This is a genomic window from Pseudomonas orientalis (assembly GCF_002934065.1).
Taxonomy (GTDB): Bacteria; Pseudomonadota; Gammaproteobacteria; order Pseudomonadales; family Pseudomonadaceae; genus Aquipseudomonas; species Aquipseudomonas orientalis_A.
Window position 1 is genome coordinate 3,888,842 of the sequence record NZ_CP018049.1, and the last position, 24,181, is coordinate 3,913,022.

The following is a 24,181-nucleotide window of genomic DNA, read 5'->3' on the forward strand; positions in this document are numbered from 1 at the left end:
ATCCAATCAATCGAATGCCCCGTTGAGGACTTCGTAGATGATACCGGTGGCAATGGCTACTAATATCAAGTCGGTACCCGCCTGCTGCCACTCATACCCATCGTAATGGGGCAGGCGCCCCGCCAGGCGTCCATCGAGTTTCTTCGCGATACCGGGCGGCAACGGCTTGCCGCGAGCCAGATTTTTCTGAATACCCGGCGGCAAAGCAGGCCCCGGACTCCAGTAATCTCGGTTACCGCCCACCAGGCTCAGCACGCTGCCTCGATCAACGCTGGGCCCGTGGTTGCCGGCCGGACCCTTGCCTTTAGGTTTGTCGTGCCCCTGCCCCGCCGAGTTATTACCTTTATTATTGCCCTGGCCTTTGCCATTGCCGGGATCGGCCAGGGCCGTACCGCTGCCTGCAAATACTGCGAGCGACAACGCGACAGAGACAAGCTTCGAGGATTTGATCATGGTGTACTTCCCAGATGGATGCCTGCGTAACTGTAGTCGAGGCTACTCCATCCCGTATTGAATCAGCTCACCCGACCACCTGTTTCCACGATGTCCGCCTGGGTTTGCCAAGCCGCCAAGACCGCCAGGCGCAAGCCCTCCACCAACACAGGCAACTCCATCGACGGCTGACCGAACTCGGGCAAGCCCGGCACATGGATAAACCCACTGCGCACCGCAGAGCCCGCCAGCGCGTGTTGCAATCGATAAAACACCTGATTGCACACAAAAGTTCCCGCTGTCTGCGAAACCGAGGCCGCAATACCGGCCTTACGTACCGCCCTGACCATGCTCTTGATCGGCAATGTCGAAAAGTAAGCGGCCGGGCCGCCCTCCACCACTGCCGTGTCAATTGGCTGGGCGCCCAGGTTGTCCGGGATGCGCGCATCATTGACGTTGATCGCGACGCGCTCGATGGAGATGTCACTGCGCCCGGGCCCCAGGCCGGTCGCGATGACCATGGCCGGTTGCAGTTCCTCGATAAGCTGAATCAAGCTCTCTGCAGCAGTGGCGAAAGCGCAGGGCAATCGGCGCGCGACGATCCGCACGTCATCACTCAGTTCCACCCCTTCCAGCAGGCGCACCGCCTCCCAGGAGGGGTTCACCACGTCGTGGTCGAAAGGCTCGAAGCCGGTCAGCAATAGGGTTTTCATCCTGGCCTCACATCAACAGATAAAGCAGCACGATATTGACCACCAGCATCATCAACGCGGTGGGCAATTGGGCCTTGATCACCGCGTTCTTGTCCGGCAGCTCCAGCAATGCTGCCGGCACGATATTGAAGTTGGCCGCCATCGGTGTCATCAGCGTACCGCAGTAGCCGGAGAACATGCCGATCGCAGCCATGACCGCCGGGTTGCCGCCGTAAATGCCCACCAGCACCGGCACGCCGACGCCGCCGGTCATCACCGGGAACGCCGCGAAGCCGTTGCCCATGATCACCGTAAACAACGCCATGCCCAGCACATAGACCATTACCGCCACCAATTTGAAATCCAGATTGATGTACGTGGTGGTGACGTGGGCGACCGCCGTGCCAACCCCGGCTTCATTGAACAACAGCCCGAGCATGGCCAGCATCTGCGGCAGCACCATGGCCCAGCCCAGGGCTTCGGTCAGGCGACGCGATTCGCGCAAGGCCTGCACGGGCGTATCGCGGGTCAGCCAGCAGGCGAGGCCAAGGGCGATCAGGCAGCCGATGCCGAGCGAGACGAAGGTGGTGTTCTTCGGATCGAGCAGCGGCACACCGCCGATTTCGGTGTGCTTGAGCAATACCGAGCCAATCACCGTGGTCAGCGGAATGGCCAGCGCGGGTATGAATAGCTTGTGACCCAGGCGAGCGGCACTGGCGCGGGACGCCTTGTCATGCAATTGCGCATGCTGACCACGGCCGACGCCCCCCAGGCCGGCAATCAACGCCATCACCACAATGCCGCCACCGATGACCACCGAAGGCAGGCGCTCTCCCACCAGGAACGGAATGGCAAACAGCAGCCAGAACAGCGATGTCGACCAACGCTTGGGATGGGTGCGATCCAGCAGGATCATGCCGGCGGTGATCAGCAACAGCACACCGGCCAGCCAGTACAGGTATTGAATGGAAATAATCATTGTGCGGCCTCCACCGAGGGGGCGGCGCTCATCTCACGGGTCAACCGTCGATCGAACCGATGCAGTCGAATGGCATGAATGATAAAGGCACAGATCGCCGTCGGGATGCCCCACACCGCAATATGCAGCGGCTCCACATCGATCCCCGAGCCCAGCAGAAAGGTATGCATCAAGGCGATCGCACCAAAGGCGACGAAGATGTCCTCACCGAAAAACAGCCCCACGTTGTCGGTGGCGGCGCACATCGCCAATACCTTGTGACGCAGCTTGTCCGGCAGCTTGCCGTAGCGTTTTTCCGCCGCACCTTCGGCCATCGGCGCGAGCAATGGCCGCACCATCTGCGGATGCCCACCCAGGCTGGTCAGCCCCATGGCCGCAGTGGATTCACGTACAAACAGATAGATGATCAGCAGACGCCCCACCGTCGCGCGCTCGAAACGGGCGATCCAATTCTGTGCATGCACGCGCAGGCCATGTCGCTCCAACAGGCCAATCACCGCCAGCGGTAATAACAGGATCAATTGCAGCGCACGGGTCTGGAGGAAACCATCCCCCATGGTGGCGAGAATTTTCTCCAGCGGGAACTGGGCGGCGAGCCCGGTGGCGATAGCGGCGGCGGTAACCACCAGCAACGGATTGAAGCGCAATACAAAGCCGACCACGATGACAAGTACGCCGATCAACGGCCATAAATTCACAACAGTTTGCATGGCGAAGAGGTCCTTTAGTGCGCGCTGCGGCGCCATTACAGCAGGATGTGAGCAAAGGGCTCACAGCATGAAAGTGGCGTGCAGTCGGCTGGTTTTTTTTATTGTTGACCCGGAAGGTCGAGCAGTGGCGGCAACTTTGCTGCCTTGAGGCGGGAGGTGTCCAACAAGAAAAACTGTTGCTGCAAACCAATAAATTTTGTGGATATTGGTACTGCGCGATTGGGTAACTGGAGGGATTCGGGATTCGCCCTATACTCAACGATGATGCGCCTGCGCAGCATCCAGGGTGCTATTGCCGACAATGAGGGCTCCAGCTATGTATGCCGGTCAGATGAGCAGTATGGCGACAGCAATTGGCGAGATACGCTGCCAGATGGTGGTCCAGATCATTTGTCTGCTGTCGGTGGCGACGCTCTTCTGTTGACCGAAACACCAGCGCCCCAAAAGCGCCGCAAGACGCTGTTGACCTGATCATTCCCATGCTCTGCGTGGGAATGCCTCACTGGACGCTCCGCGTCCCGCTTTCAGTGCAAAATTCAGATCTGCGCAATGGTGACGCGGAGCGTCACGCGATGCATTCCCACGCGGAGCGAGGGAACGATCAAATTCCAGACAACAAAAAAGGGCCCACCTTTCGGTGAGCCCTTCCAGACCGCCCAGCAGAGCGGATTTTGTTTGGTAGGCGCGATTGGACTCGAACCAACGACCCCCACCATGTCAAGGTGGTGCTCTAACCAACTGAGCTACGTGCCTGCTGTGAGGCGGCATTCTACGGAATTCCGTAGGGGTGTCAACATCTTTTTTGCAGCTAACCCTATGAATATGCGAATTTTTTATTCGCGGGCCAGACGCCCGCGAATTACGCGTGGCTGGCAGGCTATTTTCAACTCAGGTAGCATCGTCGCACTCGTAAAAAATATAAAACAGAGGTTCCAGGATGGCGAACACCCCCTACCCCCAGTCGTATTACGCCGCCTCCGCGAACGCGGCTCCGCCGCGCCCGGTACTGCAAGGTGAGGTCGAGACCGATGTTTGTGTGATTGGCGCCGGTTATACCGGTCTTTCCAGCGCGCTGTTTTTGCTCGAGAACGGCTTTCGCGTGACGATCCTGGAAGCCGCCAAGGTGGGTTTTGGTGCGTCCGGTCGTAATGGTGGGCAGATCGTCAATAGCTACAGCCGCGATATTGATGTCATCGAGCGCAGCGTCGGGCCCACGCAGGCGCAGTTGCTGGGCGAGATGGCCTTCGAGGGCGGCAGGATCATTCGTGAGCGCGTGGCCAAATATCAGATCCAGTGCGACTTGAAGGATGGCGGCGTGTTCGCCGCGCTCAACAGCAAGCACATGGGCCACCTGGAATCACAGAAGCGCCTGTGGGAGCGTTACGGCCATACGCAACTGGAACTGCTGGACGAGCGTCGCATCCGCGAAGTCGTGGCGTGTGACAACTATGTAGGCGGCCTGTTGGACATGAGCGGTGGGCATATCCACCCACTCAACCTGGCACTGGGCGAAGCGGAGGCCGTCGAGTCCCTCGGCGGCACAATCCATGAGCAGTCGGCCGCCGTGCGTATCGAGCGCGGCGCCAACCCGGTGGTGCATACCGCCGAAGGCAAGGTCAGGGCCAAGTTCATCATCGTTGCGGGCAATGCCTACCTGGGCAACCTGGTGCCGGAGCTGGCGGCCAAATCAATGCCGTGCGGCACCCAGGTGATTACCACAGCGCCACTGGGCGACGAATTGGCCAGGACCTTGTTGCCGCAGGACTACTGTGTCGAAGACTGCAACTACCTGCTCGACTACTACCGCCTCACCCGCGACAAGCGCCTGATCTTCGGCGGCGGCGTGGTGTATGGCGCCCGGGACCCGGCGAATATCGAGGCGATCATCCGGCCAAAGATGCTCAAGGCGTTCCCGCAGCTCAAGGACGTGAAGATCGACTACGCCTGGACCGGCAATTTCCTGCTGACCCTGTCGCGTCTTCCGCAGGTGGGCCGCCTCGGCGACAACATCTATTACTCACAGGGCTGCAGCGGCCATGGCGTGACGTATACGCACCTGGCGGGCAAGGTTTTGGCCGAGGCATTAAGAGGCCAGGCCGAGCGCTTTGACGCCTTTGCCGACCTGCCCCACTACCCCTTCCCGGGTGGACAGCTGTTGCGCACGCCCTTTGCCGCAATGGGCGCTTGGTACTACGGGCTGCGGGACAAGCTGGGTTTTTGATGAACGACGGGCGCCGGTTCGCCGGCTCCTCGCCTGGACTAGACAAATCGTAGACACAAAAAACCCCGGTCTTTCGACCAGGGTCTTTGCTATCGAATCAAGGGCAGCCAATGGCTTCGCTTGTGCTTCGAGGCGTTCAGCGGGCCTTGAAGCTGATATGGCGCAGCGGACGGGACTCGAACCCGCGACCCCCGGCGTGACAGGCCGGTATTCTAACCGACTGAACTACCGCTGCGTATCGCTTGGCTGATTGAGCATTAAACCTCAATCACCTTTAAACATCTGACTGATCAGCCTTAGCTGTTCAATCTCAAATTCGAAAATTCGAACCTGGGAAATATGGCGCAGCGGACGGGACTCGAACCCGCGACCCCCGGCGTGACAGGCCGGTATTCTAACCGACTGAACTACCGCTGCGCGTCGGTGCAACCTTTAACGTTGCGTCTTGCCCTGGGGCAAAACTCTCAAGAAGTGGTGGGTGATGACGGGATCGAACCGCCGACCCTCTGCTTGTAAGGCAGATGCTCTCCCAGCTGAGCTAATCACCCTTTGCTTCGTTGAGGCCGCGAAATTTACGCAGATAGCGGACCTAAGTCAATAGCCCGCTTGAAGTTTTTCTGAAAAAGACAAAAATGCTTCAAGACCGCCCTACTCGCTGTAGATCATCTTCTTGCTCATGCCGCCGTCCACCACGAACTCCTGTCCGGTGACAAACCCGGCCTGGCGCGACAGCAGCCACGCTACCATGGCCGCCACGTCCTCCACCGTCCCTACCCGGCCCGCCGGATGCTGCGCATGGTCGGCATCGGTAAGCGGCTCGGCCCGCCGCGCAGCAGGATCTCGCGCATCGATCCAGCCGGGGCTGACCGCATTGACCCGCACTTCCGGCCCCAGGCTCATCGCCAGGGCGTGCGTCAGCGCCAGCAGGCCACCTTTGCTCGCCGCGTAGGCTTCGGTGTCCGGCTCCGATTGGCGGGCCCGTGTCGAGGCCAAATTGACGATAGCGCCACCATGGGCGCGCAGGTACGGTGCGCAATGCTTGGCCAGCAGCATCGGCCCACTGAGATTGACTGCCAGCACGCGGTTCCAGTACGCCAGGTCAAGGCTTTCCAGGGTGATATTGCGTGGATCGGCCACCGCCGCATTGCACACCAGCGCATCCAGGCGCCCAAACTGCCCCAATACCTCGGCGACACCCTGGGCCACTTGTTTCTCGTCAGCCACGTCCATGGTGATAAACCAGGCATTCTCGCCCAGCACCTTGGACACCTTGGAACCGCGCTCGCGGTCCAGGTCGGTCAACACCACCTGCCAGCCTTCGCTGATCAGCCACGCCGCGATCCCGAGGCCAATGCCGCGCGCCGCACCGGTCACCAGCGCAACGCGCCCATTACTGGCCGCTGCGGCCTCCATGGACCACTCGATCACAAAGCCGCCAGCCCGCGGGCCAGGTCTGCCTGCAAGTCGGCGACATCTTCCAGCCCGACCGCGATGCGAATCAGGCTGTCACGGATGCCCGCGGCTTCCCGCTCCTGCGGCGCCAGGCGCCCGTGGGAGGTGGTGCTCGGGTGCGTGATGGTGGTTTTGCTGTCACCCAGGTTGGCGGTGATCGAGATCAGGCGCGTGGCATCGATAAAGCGCCAGGCGCCCTCTTTGCCGCCCTTGACTTCAAAACTCACCACCGCGCCGAACCCGCGCTGCTGGCGCTGGGCCAATGCGTGCTGCGGATGGCTCTTGAGGCCGGCGTAATGCACCTTCTCGATACCGTCCTGCTGTTCCAGCCACTCGGCCAGGGCCTGGGCGTTGGCGCAATGGGCCTTCATGCGCAGGCTGAGGGTTTCCAGGCCTTTGAGAAAGATCCACGCATTGAACGGACTCAGGGTCGGGCCGGCGGTGCGCAGGAAGCCCACCACTTCCTTCATCTGCTCGCTGCGACCGGCCACTACGCCACCCATGCAACGGCCCTGGCCGTCGATAAACTTGGTGGCCGAGTGCACCACGATGTCCGCGCCCAACTTCAACGGCTGCTGCAGGGCCGGGGTGCAGAAGCAGTTATCCACGATCAGCATCGCGCCCTTGGCGTGCGCCACTTCGGACAACGCGGCGATATCCACCAGTTCAGCCAGCGGATTGGACGGCGACTCAACGAACAGCAGCTTGGTATTGACCTTGATCGCCGCCGCCCAACCGGACAAATCCGCCAGGGGTACGTAGTCCACTTCGATACCAAAGCGCTTGAAATACTTCTCGAACAGGCTGATGGTCGAACCGAATACGCTGCGCGACACCAGTACGTGGTCGCCGGCACTGCACAGACTCATCACCACCGCCAGTATCGCCGCCATGCCGGTCGCCGTCGCCACCGCCTGTTCAGCCCCTTCCAGAGCGGCGATACGCTCTTCGAACGCACGTACGGTCGGGTTGGTATAGCGCGAGTAAACGTTGCCCGGCACCTCACCGGCGAAGCGCGCGGCGGCGTCGGCCGCCGTGCGGAACACGTAACTGGAGGTGAAGAACATCGGGTCACCGTGCTCCCCTTCCGGGGTACGGTGCTGGCCGGCGCGCACAGCCAGGGTATCGAAAGCTACGCCATCGAGGTCGCTGTCCAACCGACCGGCATCCCATTCCTGACTCATGCTGCCACTCCTCACATATTCTTTATTTAAGATACAAAACCGGCCCCTCAGGGCCGGTGTCTACTCAGTTGTTGTACAGATCGATGATCGCACTGACCGCCTGGGTCTTGATCTTGGACGAGTCGTTGCGCGCTTGCTCGATCTTGTTCAGGTAGGCGTCATCGATATCACCGGTCACGTACTTGCCATCGAACACGGCGCAGTCGAACTCGGCGATCTTGATCTTGCCGCCGCCCACCGCTTCGATCAGGTCAGGCAGGTCCTGGTAGATCAACCAGTCGGCACCGATCAGATCCGCCACGTCTTGCGTGGAACGATTGTGGGCAATCAGTTCGTGGGCGCTCGGCATGTCGATACCGTACACGTTCGGGTAGCGCACGGCAGGCGCCGCAGAACAGAAGTACACGTTCTTCGCACCGGCTTCACGAGCCATCTGGATGATCTGCTTGCAGGTGGTGCCGCGCACGATCGAGTCATCCACCAGCATCACGTTCTTGCCACGGAACTCCAGCTCGATGGCGTTGAGCTTCTGGCGCACCGACTTCTTGCGCGCCGCCTGGCCGGGCATGATGAAGGTACGGCCGATGTAGCGGTTCTTGACGAAACCTTCGCGGAACTTCACGCCCAGATGGTTGGCCAGCTCCAGCGCAGCGGTACGGCTGGTATCCGGAATCGGGATGACCACGTCGATGTCGTGCTCGGGACGTTCGCGCAGGATCTTCTCGGCCAGCTTCTCACCCATGCGCAGTCGAGCTTTATAGACCGATACGCCGTCGATGATCGAGTCCGGACGCGCCAGGTAGACGTGTTCGAAGATGCATGGTGTGAGTGTCGGCGCAACCGCGCACTGACGGGTGTGCAGCTTGCCGTCTTCGGTGATGTAGACCGCTTCACCCGGTGCCAGGTCGCGGATCAACGTGAAGCCCAGCACATCCAGGGATACGCTTTCGGAGGCGATCATGTACTCGACGCCTTCGTCGGTGTGACGCTGGCCGAACACGATCGGGCGAATGCCGTGGGGGTCACGGAAACCGACAATGCCGTAACCGGTGATCATCGCCACCACGGCATAACCACCGACGCACCGGTTGTGCACGTCGATCACCGCGGCAAACACGTCTTCTTCGGTGGGCTGCAGCTTGCCGCGCTGGGCCAGCTCGTGGGCGAACACGTTGAGCAGCACTTCCGAGTCGGAACTGGTGTTGACGTGGCGCAGGTCGGACTCGTAAATCTCCTTGGCCAACTGTTCAACGTTGGTCAGGTTACCGTTGTGCGCCAGGGTGATGCCGTAAGGCGAGTTGACGTAGAACGGTTGAGCTTCGGCCGAGGTCGAGCTACCGGCGGTCGGGTAACGCACATGGCCAATGCCCATGTGCCCGACCAGGCGCTGCATATGACGCTGGTGGAACACGTCACGTACCAGGCCATTGTCCTTGCGCAGGAATAACCGGCCGTCGTGGCTGGTCACAATACCGGCAGCGTCCTGGCCGCGGTGCTGGAGGACGGTTAGCGCGTCATACAGCGCCTGATTGACGTTCGACTTACCGACGATACCGACGATGCCACACATGCGACGCAACCCCTACTTAATGAATCTTGACTGAACACTCTTACTGAGGCGTTTTGGCCGGCAAGAGGTGTTCCTTGAACGGAAGATCAGCGGGTACGCTGATTCCGCTGGCCAGCCACTGACTGCTCCACCCCAGAATGAGGTTCTTGGACCAATCTGCAACCAATAGAAATTTTGGCACGAGTACCGACTCCTGCCACCACGCATCCTGCTGTACCGGCCCCAGGCTCAACAGCCCGACCGCCACGACCACCAGCAATGCGCCACGCGCGGCGCCGAAGGCCATGCCGAGAAATCGATCGGTCCCGGACAGGCCGGTGACACGTATCAACTCGCCAATCAGATAATTGACCATTGCCCCCACCAGCAGCGTGGCGATGAACATGATGGCGCAGCCCGCGATGACGCGGGCCGAAGGTGTCTCTATGTACCCGGCCAGGTAGATCGACAATGAACCACCGAACATCCAGGCGACGACTCCTGCAATGATCCAGGTCAGCAACGACAGTGCTTCTTTGACGAAGCCGCGGCTCAGACTGATCAACGCGGAGATGGCGACGATTGCAACGATCGCCCAATCAACCCAGGTAAATGGCACAGTGCAGCCTACGTACGGATAAGGCGGCGCATTTTAGCAGAGCGCCGGGCTATCGGTAAGCGGTGATTACGGGTGCTTTGCAAATCAATAGATTGGGCAGTGTGAACACCATTTCAAGACCACTGAAAACCAATGTGGGAGGGGGCTTGCCCCCGATGGCGGTGGCTCAGTATCAGATGTGCTGACTGACCCACCGCTATCGGGGGCAAGCCCCCTCCCACACTTGACTGCATTTCAGGCTCAAACCGTTTCGAAATCAGCCGCGCTCGGGCTGGAACCGGGTCACAAACCCCTTAAGGTTCTGTTGACGATCCAGCAAATCCCGCAGGCGATCCGCCTCGGCGCGCTCGATCAGAGGCCCGATAAACACCCGATTCTTGCCATCGGCGCTGCGGATATAAGCGTTGTAACCCTGGGCGCGCAGCTTTTTCTGCAACGCGTCGGCGCCTTCACGGTTGCCCAGGCTGGCCACTTGAATCGACCAACTGATCGGCAACCCATTCGGGTCGATACGACTCTGACCTACGTCCGGCTTGCCCGGCGCGGCAGGCTGTGGCGCGACCGGCTTGGGCGCAGGCGTCGGCGTGGCGGGCTTGGCGGCTGCGACAGGCGCAGCCGGAGCCGGCTTGACCACTGGAACACTCGGTTGCACCGGCATGGACGGTGCCTGCTGTGCTGCGACCTCGGCATCGGCCGGCACCGACTCCTGCTCAGGCAGCGCCTGCGGTTCAGGCACCACCACCGGTTCCAGCTGAACCTGGGGCACCACCGGCGCCTGGGGCGCAGCGGGCGCTTCAACCACCACCTGGCGCTGTTCGTCCTGACGGGAAAACAGCATCGGCAGGAAAATCACCGCCAATGCCACCAACACCAGGGCTCCGACCATTCGCTGCTTGTATGCGCTATCGAGTAATGCCATGTGCAGCTTCCTCCGTGGAGCGCCGGGCCAGCCATTCGAGCGCCTCGGCAACACAATAAAATGATCCGAACAACAGAATCTCGTCGTCGGCCGTCGCCACCGCACATTGCGCCTCGAGGGCGGCAGTGACGCTTGCATACGACGCCACCGGCGCACCAAGGTTCTGCAAGGCGATTTGCAGTTCAGCCGCCGCACGGCTACGCGGCGTATCCAGCGGCGCAACGGCCCAGGACTCAACGCTGGCGAGCAACGGCGCAACCACGCCATCAAGATCCTTGTCGGCCAGCAAGCCGAACACCGCCAGGCGACGGCCGGACAATGGCGTGCGCGTCAGCCGCTGCGCCAGATATTCGGCGGCGTGAGGGTTATGACCCACATCCAGCAGCAGGTTAAGACGCTTGCCTTGCCACTCGACGGTGCGACGATCCAGGCGCCCCACGACCCGCGTCGCCAGTAGGGTTGCGGCAATTTGCCCGGCGTCCCACGGCAGATCCAGCAACAGATAGGCTTGCAGCGCGAGCGCGGCATTTTCCATCGGCAGGTTCAGCAGCGGCAAATCGCGCAATGCTACTGTCTGGCCCCGGGCATCGCGCCCGGACCACTGCCAATGCTGATCGCCGATCTCCAGCTTGAATTCGCGCCCACGCAGGAAGAACGGGCAATCCAGCTCACGTACCTTATCCAGCAAGGGTTGCGGCGGATCAATATCACCGCACAGCGCGGGTTTACCCGGGCGAAAGATCCCAGCCTTTTCGTAAGCCACGGATTCGCGGGTATCGCCCAGGTAGTCGACGTGGTCGACACCGATACTGGTGACCAGCGCCATGTCGGCATCCACCACGTTGACCGTGTCCAGACGCCCGCCCAAACCCACTTCCAACACGACGACATCCAGTTGCGCACGCTCGAACAGCCACAACGCCGCGAGGGTGCCCATCTCGAAATAGGTCAGGGAAATGTCGCCACGCCCTGCATCGAGGGCGGCGAAGGCTTCGCAGAGTTGCGCGTCGCTCGCGTCGACGCCATTGAGCTGCACCCGCTCGTTATAGCGCAGCAGGTGCGGCGAACTGTAGACGCCGACTTTCAGCCCCTGGGCCTGCAGCAACGCAGCGACAAAGGCGCAGGTCGAACCTTTGCCGTTTGTGCCGGTTACGGTGATAACACGCGGTGCCGGGCGCCCCAACCCCAGGCGGGCCGCTACCTGTCGCGAGCGCTCCAGGCCCATGTCGATGGCGGACGGATGCAACTGCTCGAGGTAGGCGAGCCATTCGCCCAGGGTACGTTGGGTCATAGGTTAGCCGGCACCGGCGGCACCACAATCGGCTCGACTTTAGGCGCGACGTAGACAGGCGTTGGCAGGCCCATCATTTGCGCGAGCAGGTTACCCAGGCGTGGCCGCAGCTCACCGCGCGGGATGATCAGGTCGATGGCGCCGTGTTCGAGCAGGAACTCGCTGCGCTGGAAACCTTCCGGCAATTTTTCACGCACGGTCTGCTCGATCACGCGCGGGCCGGCAAAGCCGATCAGGGCCTTGGGCTCGCCGACGATCACGTCGCCCAGCATCGCCAGGCTGGCGGAAACGCCGCCGTATACCGGGTCGGTCAATACCGAGATGAACGGAATGCCTTCTTCACGCAGACGCGCCAATACCGCCGAGGTCTTGGCCATTTGCATCAGGGAAATCAGCGCTTCCTGCATACGCGCGCCACCGGAGGCGGCGAAGCAAATCATCGGGCAACGGTTTTCCAGGGCATAGTTGGCGGCGCGCACGAAACGCTCACCGACGATGGCACCCATCGAGCCGCCCATGAAGGAGAACTCGAACGCCGAGACCACCACCGGCATGCCCAGCAGCTTGCCGCTGACGGAGATCAGCGCGTCTTTCTCGCCGGTCTGCTTCTGCGCACCGACCAGACGGTCCTTGTACTTCTTGCTGTCGCGGAACTTGAGACGGTCGACCGGCTCTAGGTCAGCGCCCAGTTCGTTGCGGCCGTCGGCGTCGAGGAAGATGTCGATACGCGCGCGCGCGCCAATACGCATGTGGTGGTTGCACTTGGGGCAAACGTCCAGGGTCTTTTCCAGCTCCGGGCGATACAGCACCGCGTCGCAGGACGGGCACTTGTGCCACAGACCTTCAGGAACCGAGCTTTTCTTCACCTCGGAACGCATGATCGAGGGGATCAGTTTGTCTACTAACCAGTTGCTCATGCTTCTTTCTCCAGTACCGGTGGCTTGAACACAGCCCCGCGTATGCCCTTGAGCTAAATTCATATGTGGCGATGATACCGGCGGGACGGGGTCAGGGGTTCGACCAGCCATTTCCCGCCTGTATCCTCAGCCTTCCAGACAACCTGCCAGCGCAGGGTTGCCACTTCGTTTCCGGGCCTCCCGCAGGCGGCGCCGGTGCTGTTTTACACAGTGGTAGTTATGGACGGCGGCAGACTGCCAGCCGTCACATCGCACCGCTGCTGTTGCGCACGGCCTGCACAAATGCGCGAATCCTGGCGTGATCCTTAATGCCCTTGCCCTGCTCAACCCCGCCGCTGACATCCACGGCATACGGCCGAACCTGCTCGATGGCCGCGCCAACGTTCAAGGGGGTGAGCCCACCGGCCAGGATCAGCGGCTTGCTCAAGCCCGCCGGGATCAGCGACCAGTCGAACGCTTCGCCCGTACCGCCGGGAACGCCTTCAACATAAGTGTCCAGCAGAATCCCGCGCGCGCCCGTATAAGCGGCACAGGCTGCAGCGATATCGTCGCTGGCCTTGACGCGCAGCGCCTTGATATAGGGACGCTGATAGCTGTCGCATTCATCCGGGGTTTCGTCGCCATGAAACTGCAGCATGTCCAGTGGCACGGCATCCAGGGTTTCATTGAGTTCACACCGGCTGGCGTTGACGAACAAGCCCACGGTGGTCACGAACGGTGGCAGCGCGGCGATGATGGCCCGCGCCTGCAACACATTCACCGCGCGCGGGCTCCTGGCGTAGAACACCAGACCTATGGCATCCGCCCCCGCCTCGACCGCCGCCAGCGCGTCTTCGATGCGGGTAATCCCGCAAATCTTGCTGCGAACGGCTGACATATCGTAGAAACCTCAGGGATTGAACCGAGAAAGTCCCGGATGGTAACAAAAGCGCTTGCGGGCGTCAGCCGCCAAGTTCGCTGAAACCGGTGAGGAAGTGTGGCCCGATAAAACGCTCCGGCAGTTCGAACTCGTCACGGTACTCCACCTCCACCAGATACAGGCCGAACGGATGCGCCGTCACTCCACCGGTACGGCGCACGCGGCTTTCCAGCACTTCCCTGGCCCACTCCACCGGACGTTCGCCGGTACCGATGGTCATCAACACACCCGCAATGTTGCGCACCATGTGGTGCAGGAATGCCCCGGCACGGATATCCAGCACAATCATCTTGCCATGACGGGTCACGCGCAGATGGTGGACTTCCTTGATCGGCGATTTGGCCTGGCATTGGCCGGCACGGAATGCGCTGAAATCATGCACCCCGACAAGATGCTGCGCGGCCTCGGCCATGCGCTCGGCATCCAGCGGGCGGTGGTTCCAGGTGATTTCCTGGTTCAGGTGCGCCGGGCGGATCTGATCGTTGTAGATCACGTAGCGGTAGCGTCGGGCGATGGCCTTGAAACGCGCATGAAAATGCGCCGGCATGACCTTGGCCCACGTGACGCTGACGTCATGGGGCAGGTTGATATTGGCGCCCATTACCCAAGCCTTCATCGAGCGTTCGGCCTGGGTGTCGAAATGCACCACTTGGCCGCAGGCATGCACCCCTGCGTCGGTCCGCCCGGCACACATCAGCGACACCGGCGAGTCAGCGACTTTCGACAAAGCGTTTTCCAGGGTTTCCTGCACCGTCAGCACGCCGGATGCCTGGCGCTGCCAGCCGCGATAGCGCGAGCCTTTGTATTCCACGCCGAGGGCGATGCGGTAAAAGCCTGCGGCCGCCATTTCGGCGGCCGCGTTATCTATATTTGCCAAGAACTGAGAGCCTGATGAGTTGCGCGAAGGTGGCCATTATAAAGGCGACGGCTGCGCGACGGGCGCTTTTGTTGGGGAAGGGCGCCAAGCCAACTGTGGGGAGAAGCACGCCCTGCCCCACAGTGGATGTTTATCAGCCCTCAGATTCGGCCGAGCATTTCCTTGGCCTCGCCGCGCTGGCTCTCGTTGCCCTCGGTCAGCACTTCGGACAGGATGTCCTTGGCGCCATCGGCATCGCCCATGTCGATGTAAGCCTGGGCGAGGTCCAGCTTGGTGGCGACCTCATCGGTGCCCGAGAGGAAATCGAACTCGGGCTCATCGTCACCGAGCGCCGCATCCTCAGCCGTGAACGATGGCTCGATGGAGGGATGCTCCAGGCTCTGGGACAGACGGTCCAGCTCGGCGTTGACGTCATCCAGCTCCGACGCGAAGGCGTCCGGCTTGGCCGCCGATTCGGGCTCGTCCGCCAGGGAGAGGTCGAAATCCTCAGGCAAATCGAAGTCATCCAGGGCCGTAGGGGCCAGGGTCGGCGGCTCGACGGCAGGCGCATCCTTCATCTGCTCTTCGAGCCCGGAGAGGAAGTCATCATCCGATTGCGCGGACGCCGGTGCATCCAGTTGCAGATCCAGGTCGAAGTCCGACAGGTCATCGGCACTGGCGTTGGCTGCCGTCTGCTGCTGAAGAAGCGCCTCGAATGTCTGCTGATCGTCGTTGACCTCAGCCGGCGATGCCGCCTCCAGCTCGTCCAGGCTCAGGTCGAAATCGGTGTCCACGGGCTCTGGCTGCGATGCGGCCGGCTTGTCTTCCAGCAAGTCCTTGACGTACTGCGCGTCCAGGGCCGCAGCGGCCACTGCTGCACTTACGCCTGCCGCCAACACCGCCATGGCCGGGAAACGACTTTTGAGCTGCTCGACCTGGGCATGGTTTTCACCGTTGGCCACCAGTTGACGCTCCTGGCTGACGAAACCGTCCTTGTTATTTTGCAGCCCGTACACTTCCATCAATTTCAGACGCAGGTCGCTGCGCTTGGGCTCGCGCTTGATCGCTTGCTCAAGTACATCGGCCGCCTGGTTCAGGTGGCCACGGTCGATATGGGACTGGGCCTGGGACAGCGCATCGCTGGCGTTCTGCGGGGCAACCGCAACCGCCAGCGGCGCAAGCACCGAGGCGACGCTCGGCACGACCGGCTCAACCACCGGGGCGCGCGCAGGCGTGGGTGCAGGCGTAGGCGTGGGCGCAGCATTCAGCGGCGCCACTTCCAGGCCTTCGAAACTGTCGGAGGGCAGGTCGCGCTCCAGATTCGATGTGAACTCCGGCTCTTCAGCCAGCGCGCGCGCCATGCGCAGGTGCTTCTCTTCTTCAAGACGGGCGTTGCGATGGCGCACCCACAACAGCAGGAGCAGCAACGCCAGGATGACGGCTGCGCCACCAAGCACACCGAGCACGATGGGGTTGGTCAACAGCTCATTGAATTTGCCTTCGGTGGTTGCAGGCGCGGCAACCGGCGTGGCCGGTTCCGGAGCCGGTGCGGCAACTGGGGCTTGTGCGGCAGGCGCCGGTTCATCGGCCGACGGCGCCGGCATCGCCGCCGCCTCTGGCGCTGCTGCTGCCGTCACGGGCGCCGCTGCATCGCCCTTCTCGGCCTGCAGCCGGGCCAGTTGATCGTTTTTCAGCTGAATCAGCTTCTGCAGCTTGTCCAACTGGCTTTGCAAATCTGCCGCGCGGCTTTTGAGCTCTTCGTTATCGCGACGGGTGGTGTCCAGTTGCTCTTGAGTCATCGCCAGCTTGTCGCTCAACACACGGCTGTCGCCCGCCTTGCCGTTCGCCCCTTTTTTGGCTGCTTGGGCCGACACCAGGCTCAAGTTGTCCTTGGCGTTGGTGCTCGACGGCGCATTGCCCGTCTCGGTGCGCTTGGTGGCATCCAACTGGGCCTTACCCGCCACTTGCTGGCTGGCGGTACGGCGGCCCTGGCGCCAAGCGGCGTTCTGCGCAGTCACTTCGGCGATCGCCTGGGGTTGCGCCAGCGCGGTGCTTTGCACGGTGTCCGGGAGGCGCAGGACCTGGCCGGTTTTCAGGCGGTTGATGTTGCCGTCGACAAAGGCATCCGGGTTAAGCGCCTGAATGGCCAGCATGGTCTGCTGCACAGAGCCACCATTGCGGTTTTTCTCGGCAATTTCCCACAAAGTGTCGCGAGCCGTGGTGGTATGTTGCGCAGGCTTGCTGACGGCGGACGCGGTGCCGCTCGGCGCATTCAGGCGTGGCGCCGGTGCGCTGGCAGCCGGAGTCGGCTGGTCGAATTTGGCGGGATCGAGCAGCACGCTGTAGTCACGCATCAGGCGGCCATTAGGCCATTGCACCTGCAACAGGAAGCGCACATAGGAGTCGGGCAGCGGCTTGTCGGAGGTGACTCGCACCACGCTGCGGCCGTTGGGATTGACCACCGGGGTAAAGGTGAGCTGGTCGAGAAATGCCTGGCGATCGACACCGGCATCGACGAACGCCTGGGAGGACGCCAGGCTCGGGGTGATCTCGGACGCCGTGAGGCCACCGACGTCGAGCAGCTCGATTTCCACCGACAGCGGCTGGTTCAACTTCGACTTGAGGGTCATCTCCCCAAGTTGCAGCGCCTGCGCCATACCGGAGGACAGCGCCGAGGCGGCCGCTATTGCTAACACCAGTTTGCGAACTTGAACCATAGCCTCATCCTTTGTCTGAACACTTCCCGGCTTGCGAGAAGGTTGGTAACCGCTGCCATAAGGCATGGCGAGCCGATAGGTCACCGACGCGCTTGTGTTCCGCTTTGGGCCAAGCATAGCGCTTGGTGAGAATCAATCTACAAATTGACGCCAAGTATCTTTTACGCAAGGCCTTTTATCAACAACTGCGCCACTTGCACGGCGTTGAGCGCAGCGCCTTTGCGTACGTTATCTGACGTCAGCCACAGATTTAGTTCAGCAGGGTCGTCGACACCCGCGCGTACTCGTCCTACATAAACAACGTCCTGGCCCACCGCATCGCCTACCGCCGTCGGGTAGTCGCCCGCCTCGACCAGCTCGATTCCCGGCGCAGCCTCAAGGGCCTCGTTCACCGCAGCCAGATCGACCGGCGCCGCCAACTGCAGCGACACAGCCAGGCTATCGCCGAAAAACACCGGGGCTTGAATGCACGTGGCGGACACTTTCAGTAAAGGTGTTTCCAGTACGGCGCGCAATTCATGCACGAGACGTTTCTCCAGCGCCGTGTGACCCTGGGCGTCTGGAGTGCCGACTTGTGCCAGCAGGTTGAAAGCCACTTGCCGATCGAAGAAGGTCGGCTCCAGCGGACGCACATTCAACAGCTCGGCGGTCTGGCGGGCCAACTCACTCACGGCCTCGCGGCCCAGCGCAGACACGGCCAGGTTGGCGGTAACGCTCACGCGCTGAATATCCAGCAGGCCACGCAACGGCGCCAGCACCACGGCCAGGTGAGTGGCGGACGGGCTCGGGCTGGCGATTTGAAACGGTTTCTTCAAGCCTTTGAGCACATGGGCATTGGCTTGCGGCACCACGTACGGCGCCTGTTCGGCAGGCAACGCGCCAGACAGGTCGATCACCGAACAACCGGCGGCCGTGGCGCGCGGCGCGAAGCTCAAGGTCACCGCCGGGCCGGCCGCGAAGAACGCCAGTTGCGCCTTGCTGAAATCGAACTCGTCGACCTCCTTTACCCGCAGGTTCTTGCCCCGGAACGGCACCGAAGCACCGGCGGAATTGTTGCCCGCCAGCAAATAAAGGGTGCCTACCGGGAAGTCCAGCTCTTCGAGAATCTGCACCAGGGTTTCGCCAACGGTGCCGGTAGCGCCGATCACGGCGATTTCAAAGGTCTGGGTCATGGGGTTGCCTCGGGCAGTGCGGGGGAGCGGCACTTTACCGGGTGCCTGGGAGTGAGGCAATTGGCCTGGGGCTTGTGGAGTGGCTGAGGGCCCTATCGGGGGCAAGCCCCCTCCCACATTTGCCCTCATTTCAAGGTTGGAACTCGGTCAACTGTGGGAGGGGGCTTGCCCCCGATGAGGCCCTGGCAGGCAATAAAAAACCCGCGCCTGTCACCAGAGCGCGGGTTTGCGGAACAAGCATGCAGCGATCAACGCTCGAGCAAAATCCGCAGCATGCGGCGCAACGGCTCAGCCGCACCCCACAGCAGCTGGTCGCCAACGGTGAACGCGCCAAGGAACTGGCTGCCCATGTTCAGCTTGCGCAGACGGCCCACCGGTACATTCAGGGTGCCGGTAACCTTGGTCGGGCTCAGCTCCTGCATGCTGATATCACGGTTGTTCGGCACCAGCTTGACCCAAGGGTTGTGCTGGCTGATCAGCCCCTCGATATCGGCGATCGGCACGTCTTTGTTCAGCTTGATGGTCAAGGCCTGGCTGTGGCAGCGCATGGCGCCGATGCGCACGCAGATGCCGTCCACCGGGATCGGGTTCTTGAAGCGACCGAGGATCTTGTTGGTCTCGGCCTGGGCCTTCCACTCTTCGCGGCTCTGGCCGTTCGGCAGTTCCTTGTCGATCCACGGGATCAGGCTACCGGCCAATGGCACGCCGAAGTTCTCGGTGGGGTAGGCTTCGCTGCGCATGGCCTCGGCCACACGGCGGTCGATATCGAGGATCGCGCTGGCTGGGTCGGCCAGTTGGTCGGCAACCGCGGCGTGGGTTGCGCCCATCTGCTTGATCAGCTCACGCATGTTCTGCGCGCCGGCACCGGAGGCCGCCTGATAGGTCATGGCGCTCATCCACTCGACCAGGCCGGCTTCGAACAAGCCGCCCAGGCCCATCAGCATCAGGCTGACGGTGCAATTGCCGCCTACGTAGTTGCGGGTACCGGCGTCCAGTTGCTGGTCGATGACCTTGCGGTTGACCGGGTCGAGGATGATCACGGCATCGTCCTGCATGCGCAGGCTCGAGGCAGCGTCGATCCAGTAGCCCTGCCAGCCGGCTTCGCGCAGCTTGGGGAAGACTTCGCTGGTGTAGTCGCCGCCCTGGCAGGTCAGAATCACGTCGAGGGTCTTGAGCTCTTCAATGCTGTAGGCATCCTTGAGCGGGGCAATATCCTTGCCCACGGACGGCCCTTGGCCACCTACGTTCGACGTGGTGAAAAACACCGGCTCAATAAGATCGAAATCCTGCTCTTCCAGCATCCGCTGCATGAGCACGGAACCGACCATACCGCGCCAACCGATCAGACCTACACGTTTCATCGCAACTACACCTTGTTAAAAAGTGGGCCGCCTTGCAGCAACAACTGCAAGCGGGCCCGAGAGATTACAGATTCCGCAGCGCGGCGACTACAGCGTCGCCCATTTCTTGCGTCCCGACTTTGGTGCAACCCTGGGACCAGATATCGCCGGTGCGCAAACCCTGATCCAGCACCAGGCTGACGGCCTTCTCGATCGCGTCCGCCGCATCGCCCAGGTTGAAGCTGTAACGCAGCATCATCGACACCGACAAAATGGTCGCCAGCGGGTTGGCAATGCCCTGGCCTGCGATGTCCGGTGCAGAACCGTGGCACGGCTCATACATACCTTTGTTATTGGTGTCCAGGGAGGCCGACGGCAGCATGCCGATGGAACCGGTGAGCATCGACGCCTGGTCGGACAGGATGTCGCCGAACAGGTTGTCGGTGACGATCACGTCGAATTGCTTGGGCGCACGCACCAGTTGCATGGCGGCGTTGTCGACGTACATGTGGCTCAGCTCGACGTCCGGGTAGTCCTTGGCCACTTCTTCGACAATTTCGCGCCACAGTTGGCTGGACGCCAGTACGTTGGCCTTGTCCACCGAGCAGACCTTCTTGCCGCGCACGCGGGCCATGTCGAAACCGACACGGGCGATACGGCGGATTTCACTTTCGCTGTACGGCAGGGTGTCGTAGGCCTGACGCTCGCCGTTTTCCAACTCGCGCACACCGCGTGGCGAACCAAAATAGATACCGCCGGTCAGCTCACGCACGATAAGGATGTCCAGGCCCGCCACCACTTCCGGCTTGAGGCTCGAGGCGTCGGCCAGTTGCGGATAGAGGATGGCCGGACGCAGGTTGCCGAACAGGCCCAGTTGCGCGCGGATTTTCAGCAGGCCGCGCTCAGGCCGGATATCCCGCTCGATCTTGTCCCATTTCGGGCCGCCCACGGCGCCCAGCAGCACAGCGTCGGCGGCGCGGGCACGGTCCAGGGTTTCGTCAGCCAGGGGCACGCCGTGCTTGTCGATGGCTGCGCCGCCGATCACGTCGTGGCTGAGTTCGAAGCCCAAACTGTACTTGCTGTTGGCGAGCTCCAGCACCTTGACCGCTTCGGCCATGATTTCCGGACCAATACCGTCGCCAGGGAGAATCAGAATCTGCTTGCTCATGGGTTCCTCATTTCATCGAGCGACCTGCCCATGGGCAGGTCGGAAAAAATCAATCAGCGTTCGGCCCACACCACCAGTACGTCGGTGCTGAAGGTGCCGTCGGCCTGGATTTCGTAATAATCGCGCACTTCCTGGCCCATTGCCTGTTGCAGCTCAAGGATGGCTGCGCGCAACGCCGGCGGGGTCCGCATGCGTTCGACCCAGGAGCTGTATTCCAGGCGCAGGCGCTGGCGGCTGCTGTTGCGCACATGCAGGCCGGCTTCGCTGAGCTGGCGCATCCACTCGGCGGCGGAGTAATCACGCACATGGCTGGTATCGCGCAGCACTTCGACGGTTTGCAGGTAAGTGTCCAGCAACGGGCTGCCGGGTGACAACACATCCACGAACGCCGCCACGCCGCCCGGCTTGAGCACCCGACGCACTTCGCGCAGGGCCAGGCCGAGGTCGCTCCAGTGGTGCGCCGAATAGCGGCTGAACACGAAGTCGAACTCGCCATCGGCGAACGGCAGGCGCTCGGCGGCGCCGTTCACGGTGCTGATATTGGTGAAACCGCGATCTTGCGCAGCGGCGGCCACCACATCAAGCATCTGTTGGGACAAGTCGTAGGCCACCACTTCTTTAACCAGCGGCGCGACATGGAAACTGACATGGCCGGCACCGCACCCCAGGTCCAGCAGTCGTGCACTGCCCTGCCCGGCCAGTTCGGCCTGGAGCAGCGCGAATTCGGTGCCCTGGGCGTGAACGGCGCTGCTCAGGTAGGCGGCGGCCTGTTCGCCGAATTGCTTTTGCACGACTTGAGTGTGGGCGGTGGTGGTCATGGGGCTTGTCCTTGGCTTTTTGTGTTGTTAACACTGGCCTCATCGGGGGCAAGCCCCCTCCCACATTTGGAATGCGTTTTCCTGTGGGAGGGGGCTTGCCCCCGATGACGGCGGTCCTGCTTACCGCAGATCAGGCATCGCGAAACAACCACGGCTGACTCGCCCGGTGCTTGCTCTCGAACGCCGCAATCGCATCGCCGTCCTGCAAGGTCAGGCCGATATCGTCCAGGCCATTGATCAAGCAGTGCTTGCGAAAGGCGTCCACTTCAAAGTGGTACACCTTGCCATCCGGACGGGTCACGGTCTGTGCGGCCAGGTCCACCGTCAACTGGTAGCCCACAGTGGCTTCCACTTGCTGGAACAGCTCATCCACTTCGGCGTCGCTCAGGATGATCGGCAACAAGCCGTTCTTGAAGCTGTTGTTGAAGAAGATGTCCGCATAGCTCGGCGCGATAATGCTGCGAAAGCCATATTCTTCCAGTGCCCACGGCGCGTGTTCACGGCTGGAGCCGCAACCGAAGTTTTCCCGGGCCAGCAACACGCTGGCGCCCTGGTAACGCTCGGCGTTGAGTACGAAGTCCTTGTTCAGTGGGCGTTTGGAGTTGTCCTGGTAGGCATAACCCACGTCCAGGTAGCGCCATTCGTCAAACAGGTTGGGGCCGAAACCGGTGCGCTTGATCGACTTCAGGAACTGCTTGGGGATGATCTGGTCGGTGTCCACGTTGGCACGGTCCAACGGCGCGACTAAACCTGTGTGTTGTGTAAAAGCACGCATCGGGTATTCCTCAGATCAATTCGCGAACGTCGATGAAACGACCGTTGACGGCGGCGGCGGCAGCCATGGCCGGGCTGACCAGGTGGGTACGCCCACCGGCGCCCTGCCGACCTTCGAAGTTACGGTTGGAGGTGGACGCGCAATGCTCGCCGGACTCCAGGCGGTCCGGGTTCATTGCCAGGCACATCGAGCACCCCGGCTCACGCCATTCGAAACCGGCTTCGAGGAAGATCTTGTCCAGACCCTCGGCCTCGGCCTGGGCTTTGACCAGACCCGAACCGGGCACCACGATGGCTTGTTTGATGGTCGACGCCACCTTGCGGCCCTTGGCGATCACGGCAGCGGCGCGCAGGTCTTCGATGCGCGAGTTGGTGCAGGAGCCGATGAATACGCGATCCAGCTGGATATCGGTAATCGCCTGATTGGCCTTCAAGCCCATGTACTTGAGGGCGCGCTCGATGGAGCCGCGCTTGACCAGATCGGTCTCCTGGGCCGGGTCCGGCACGTTTTGATCAACGGCCAGCACCATTTCCGGCGACGTGCCCCAGCTGACTTGCGGCTTGATCTGCGCAGCGTCGAGTTCGACCACGGTGTCGAACACCGCGTCGGCGTCGGAGACCAGGTCTTTCCAGGCTTCGACGGCGGCGTCCCAATCAGCGCCCTGCGGAGCGAATGGCCGGCCCTTGACGTATTCGACGGTCTTTTCGTCCGCCGCCACCATGCCCACGCGGGCACCGGCTTCGATGGACATGTTGCAGATGGTCATGCGGCCTTCGATGGACAGGTCGCGAATGGCGCTGCCGGCGAATTCGATGGCATGGCCGTTACCGCCGGCGGTGCCGATCTTGCCGATCACCGCGAGCACAATGTCCTTGGCGGTCACGCCGAACGGCAAAGTGCCTTCCACGCGCACCAGCATGTTCTTCATTTTCTTGGCGACCAGGCACTGGGTGGCGAACACATGCTCCACCTCGGAGGTGCCGATGCCATGGGCCAGGGCGCCGAACGCACCGTGGGTGGAGGTGTGCGAGTCGCCGCAGACCACGGTCATGCCCGGCAAGGTCGCGCCCTGCTCCGGGCCGATCACGTGGACGATGCCTTGACGCACGTCATTCATCTTGAATTCGGTGATGCCATATTCATCGCAGTAGTCGTCGAGGGTCTGCACCTGCAAGCGCGACACCGTATCGACAATGGCGTCAATCCCGCCCTTGCGCTCTGGGGTGGTGGGCACGTTGTGGTCCGGGGTGGCGATGATGGAGTCGACGCGCCATGGCTTGCGACCGGCCAGCCGCAGGCCTTCGAACGCTTGGGGCGAGGTCACTTCATGGATGATGTGACGGTCGATGTAGATCAGCGACGATCCATCATCGCGACGTTTCACTTCATGGGAATCCCAAAGCTTGTCGTAAAGCGTTTTGCCGGCCATCAGTCGGTCCTCATCAGCGGTG

At 61.8% G+C, this 24,181-nt stretch carries 22 protein-coding genes and 4 tRNA genes; 2 read left to right on the forward strand and 24 right to left on the reverse strand.

Annotated elements, in window-relative coordinates; translation table 11 throughout:
* Nucleotides 1-6: 6 nt before the first annotated feature.
* The 4 genes from BOP93_RS17390 to BOP93_RS17405 all read right to left on the reverse strand — a co-directional run bounded on the left by BOP93_RS17390 (nt 7) and on the right by BOP93_RS17405 (nt 2,813).
* Nucleotides 7-453: an anti-virulence regulator CigR family protein gene (locus BOP93_RS17390; protein WP_104503669.1), complete on the reverse strand. Its 447-nt coding sequence runs from the start codon at nt 451-453 to the stop codon at nt 7-9.
* Nucleotides 454-515: 62 nt separating this feature from the next.
* Nucleotides 516-1,145: a pyroglutamyl-peptidase I gene (gene pcp / locus BOP93_RS17395; protein ID WP_104503671.1), complete on the reverse strand. Its 630-nt coding sequence runs from the start codon at nt 1,143-1,145 to the stop codon at nt 516-518.
* A gap of 7 nt (nt 1,146-1,152) precedes the next feature.
* A complete protein-coding gene (locus BOP93_RS17400; RefSeq protein ID WP_065934055.1) occupies nt 1,153-2,103 on the reverse strand; it encodes a DUF979 domain-containing protein in 951 nt (316 codons plus the stop codon).
* Nucleotides 2,100-2,813, reverse strand: coding sequence for a DUF969 domain-containing protein (locus BOP93_RS17405; protein ID WP_065896102.1), 714 nt, complete (start codon nt 2,811-2,813; stop codon nt 2,100-2,102). The genes BOP93_RS17400 and BOP93_RS17405 overlap by 4 nt, the downstream gene beginning before the upstream one ends.
* A gap of 156 nt (nt 2,814-2,969) precedes the next feature.
* On the opposite strand from BOP93_RS17405, the gene BOP93_RS27475 reads away from it, so the two are divergent.
* Complete coding sequence (locus BOP93_RS27475) at nt 2,970-3,284, forward strand: hypothetical protein (protein WP_157943516.1); 315 nt, start codon at nt 2,970-2,972, stop codon at nt 3,282-3,284.
* 205 nt (nt 3,285-3,489) lie between these two features.
* On the opposite strand, the gene BOP93_RS17415 is transcribed toward BOP93_RS27475, so the two are convergent.
* A tRNA-Val gene (locus BOP93_RS17415) sits at nt 3,490-3,566 on the reverse strand.
* A 184-nt stretch (nt 3,567-3,750) separates the two neighbouring features.
* Here BOP93_RS17415 and BOP93_RS17420 point away from each other — a divergent pair.
* The gene (locus BOP93_RS17420; RefSeq protein WP_104503673.1) at nt 3,751-5,034 is read left to right on the forward strand and encodes an NAD(P)/FAD-dependent oxidoreductase; all 1,284 of its coding nucleotides are present in this window, start codon (nt 3,751-3,753) and stop codon (nt 5,032-5,034) included.
* Nucleotides 5,035-5,192: 158 nt separating this feature from the next.
* Here BOP93_RS17420 and BOP93_RS17425 read toward each other — a convergent pair.
* The 19 genes from BOP93_RS17425 to leuC all read right to left on the reverse strand — a co-directional run bounded on the left by BOP93_RS17425 (nt 5,193) and on the right by leuC (nt 24,159).
* Nucleotides 5,193-5,269 (reverse strand) — tRNA-Asp (locus BOP93_RS17425).
* 105 nt (nt 5,270-5,374) lie between these two features.
* Nucleotides 5,375-5,451 (reverse strand) — tRNA-Asp (locus tag BOP93_RS17430).
* A gap of 55 nt (nt 5,452-5,506) precedes the next feature.
* A tRNA-Val gene (locus BOP93_RS17435) sits at nt 5,507-5,582 on the reverse strand.
* A gap of 100 nt (nt 5,583-5,682) precedes the next feature.
* Complete coding sequence (locus tag BOP93_RS17440; RefSeq protein WP_065892472.1) at nt 5,683-6,447, reverse strand: SDR family oxidoreductase; 765 nt, start codon at nt 6,445-6,447, stop codon at nt 5,683-5,685.
* A gap of 11 nt (nt 6,448-6,458) precedes the next feature.
* Nucleotides 6,459-7,670 carry an O-succinylhomoserine sulfhydrylase gene (locus BOP93_RS17445; RefSeq protein WP_104503676.1) on the reverse strand — a complete coding sequence of 404 codons (1,212 nt, stop codon included), beginning with the start codon at nt 7,668-7,670 and terminating at the stop codon, nt 6,459-6,461.
* A 64-nt stretch (nt 7,671-7,734) separates the two neighbouring features.
* Entirely contained in the window at nt 7,735-9,240 is a 1,506-nt protein-coding gene (gene purF, locus BOP93_RS17450; protein ID WP_104503679.1) for an amidophosphoribosyltransferase, read from the reverse strand.
* Nucleotides 9,241-9,280: 40 nt separating this feature from the next.
* On the reverse strand, nt 9,281-9,838 hold the full coding sequence (locus BOP93_RS17455; protein ID WP_104503681.1) for a CvpA family protein: 558 nt from the start codon (nt 9,836-9,838) through the stop codon (nt 9,281-9,283).
* A 256-nt stretch (nt 9,839-10,094) separates the two neighbouring features.
* Nucleotides 10,095-10,757 carry an SPOR domain-containing protein gene (locus tag BOP93_RS17460; RefSeq protein WP_104503684.1) on the reverse strand — a complete coding sequence of 221 codons (663 nt, stop codon included), beginning with the start codon at nt 10,755-10,757 and terminating at the stop codon, nt 10,095-10,097.
* A complete protein-coding gene (folC, locus tag BOP93_RS17465; RefSeq protein ID WP_104503686.1) occupies nt 10,741-12,048 on the reverse strand; it encodes a bifunctional tetrahydrofolate synthase/dihydrofolate synthase in 1,308 nt (435 codons plus the stop codon). Before folC ends, BOP93_RS17460 begins: the two co-directional genes overlap by 17 nt.
* A complete protein-coding gene (gene accD, locus BOP93_RS17470) occupies nt 12,045-12,965 on the reverse strand; it encodes an acetyl-CoA carboxylase, carboxyltransferase subunit beta (protein WP_005789754.1) in 921 nt (306 codons plus the stop codon). The genes folC and accD overlap by 4 nt, the downstream gene beginning before the upstream one ends.
* Nucleotides 12,966-13,209: 244 nt before the next feature.
* Entirely contained in the window at nt 13,210-13,842 is a 633-nt protein-coding gene (locus BOP93_RS17475; RefSeq protein WP_104503688.1) for a phosphoribosylanthranilate isomerase, read from the reverse strand.
* A 64-nt stretch (nt 13,843-13,906) separates the two neighbouring features.
* The gene (gene truA / locus BOP93_RS17480; RefSeq protein ID WP_065887082.1) at nt 13,907-14,731 is read right to left on the reverse strand and encodes a tRNA pseudouridine(38-40) synthase TruA; all 825 of its coding nucleotides are present in this window, start codon (nt 14,729-14,731) and stop codon (nt 13,907-13,909) included.
* A 170-nt stretch (nt 14,732-14,901) separates the two neighbouring features.
* On the reverse strand, nt 14,902-17,457 hold the full coding sequence (locus BOP93_RS17485) for a FimV/HubP family polar landmark protein (protein ID WP_104503690.1): 2,556 nt from the start codon (nt 17,455-17,457) through the stop codon (nt 14,902-14,904).
* Nucleotides 17,458-17,618: 161 nt separating this feature from the next.
* Nucleotides 17,619-18,629: an aspartate-semialdehyde dehydrogenase gene (locus BOP93_RS17490; RefSeq protein WP_065894108.1), complete on the reverse strand. Its 1,011-nt coding sequence runs from the start codon at nt 18,627-18,629 to the stop codon at nt 17,619-17,621.
* Nucleotides 18,630-18,877: 248 nt separating this feature from the next.
* Nucleotides 18,878-19,990: an aspartate-semialdehyde dehydrogenase gene (gene asd / locus BOP93_RS17495; RefSeq protein WP_069786616.1), complete on the reverse strand. Its 1,113-nt coding sequence runs from the start codon at nt 19,988-19,990 to the stop codon at nt 18,878-18,880.
* Nucleotides 19,991-20,054: 64 nt separating this feature from the next.
* Entirely contained in the window at nt 20,055-21,137 is a 1,083-nt protein-coding gene (gene leuB / locus BOP93_RS17500) for a 3-isopropylmalate dehydrogenase (protein ID WP_003192555.1), read from the reverse strand.
* Between the two features lie 53 nt (nt 21,138-21,190).
* On the reverse strand, nt 21,191-21,955 hold the full coding sequence (locus BOP93_RS17505) for a class I SAM-dependent methyltransferase (protein WP_104503692.1): 765 nt from the start codon (nt 21,953-21,955) through the stop codon (nt 21,191-21,193).
* Between the two features lie 130 nt (nt 21,956-22,085).
* The gene (gene leuD / locus BOP93_RS17510) at nt 22,086-22,730 is read right to left on the reverse strand and encodes a 3-isopropylmalate dehydratase small subunit (protein ID WP_065884100.1); all 645 of its coding nucleotides are present in this window, start codon (nt 22,728-22,730) and stop codon (nt 22,086-22,088) included.
* Nucleotides 22,731-22,740: 10 nt separating this feature from the next.
* Complete coding sequence (leuC, locus tag BOP93_RS17515) at nt 22,741-24,159, reverse strand: 3-isopropylmalate dehydratase large subunit (RefSeq protein WP_104503694.1); 1,419 nt, start codon at nt 24,157-24,159, stop codon at nt 22,741-22,743.
* Nucleotides 24,160-24,181: the final 22 nt, after the last annotated feature.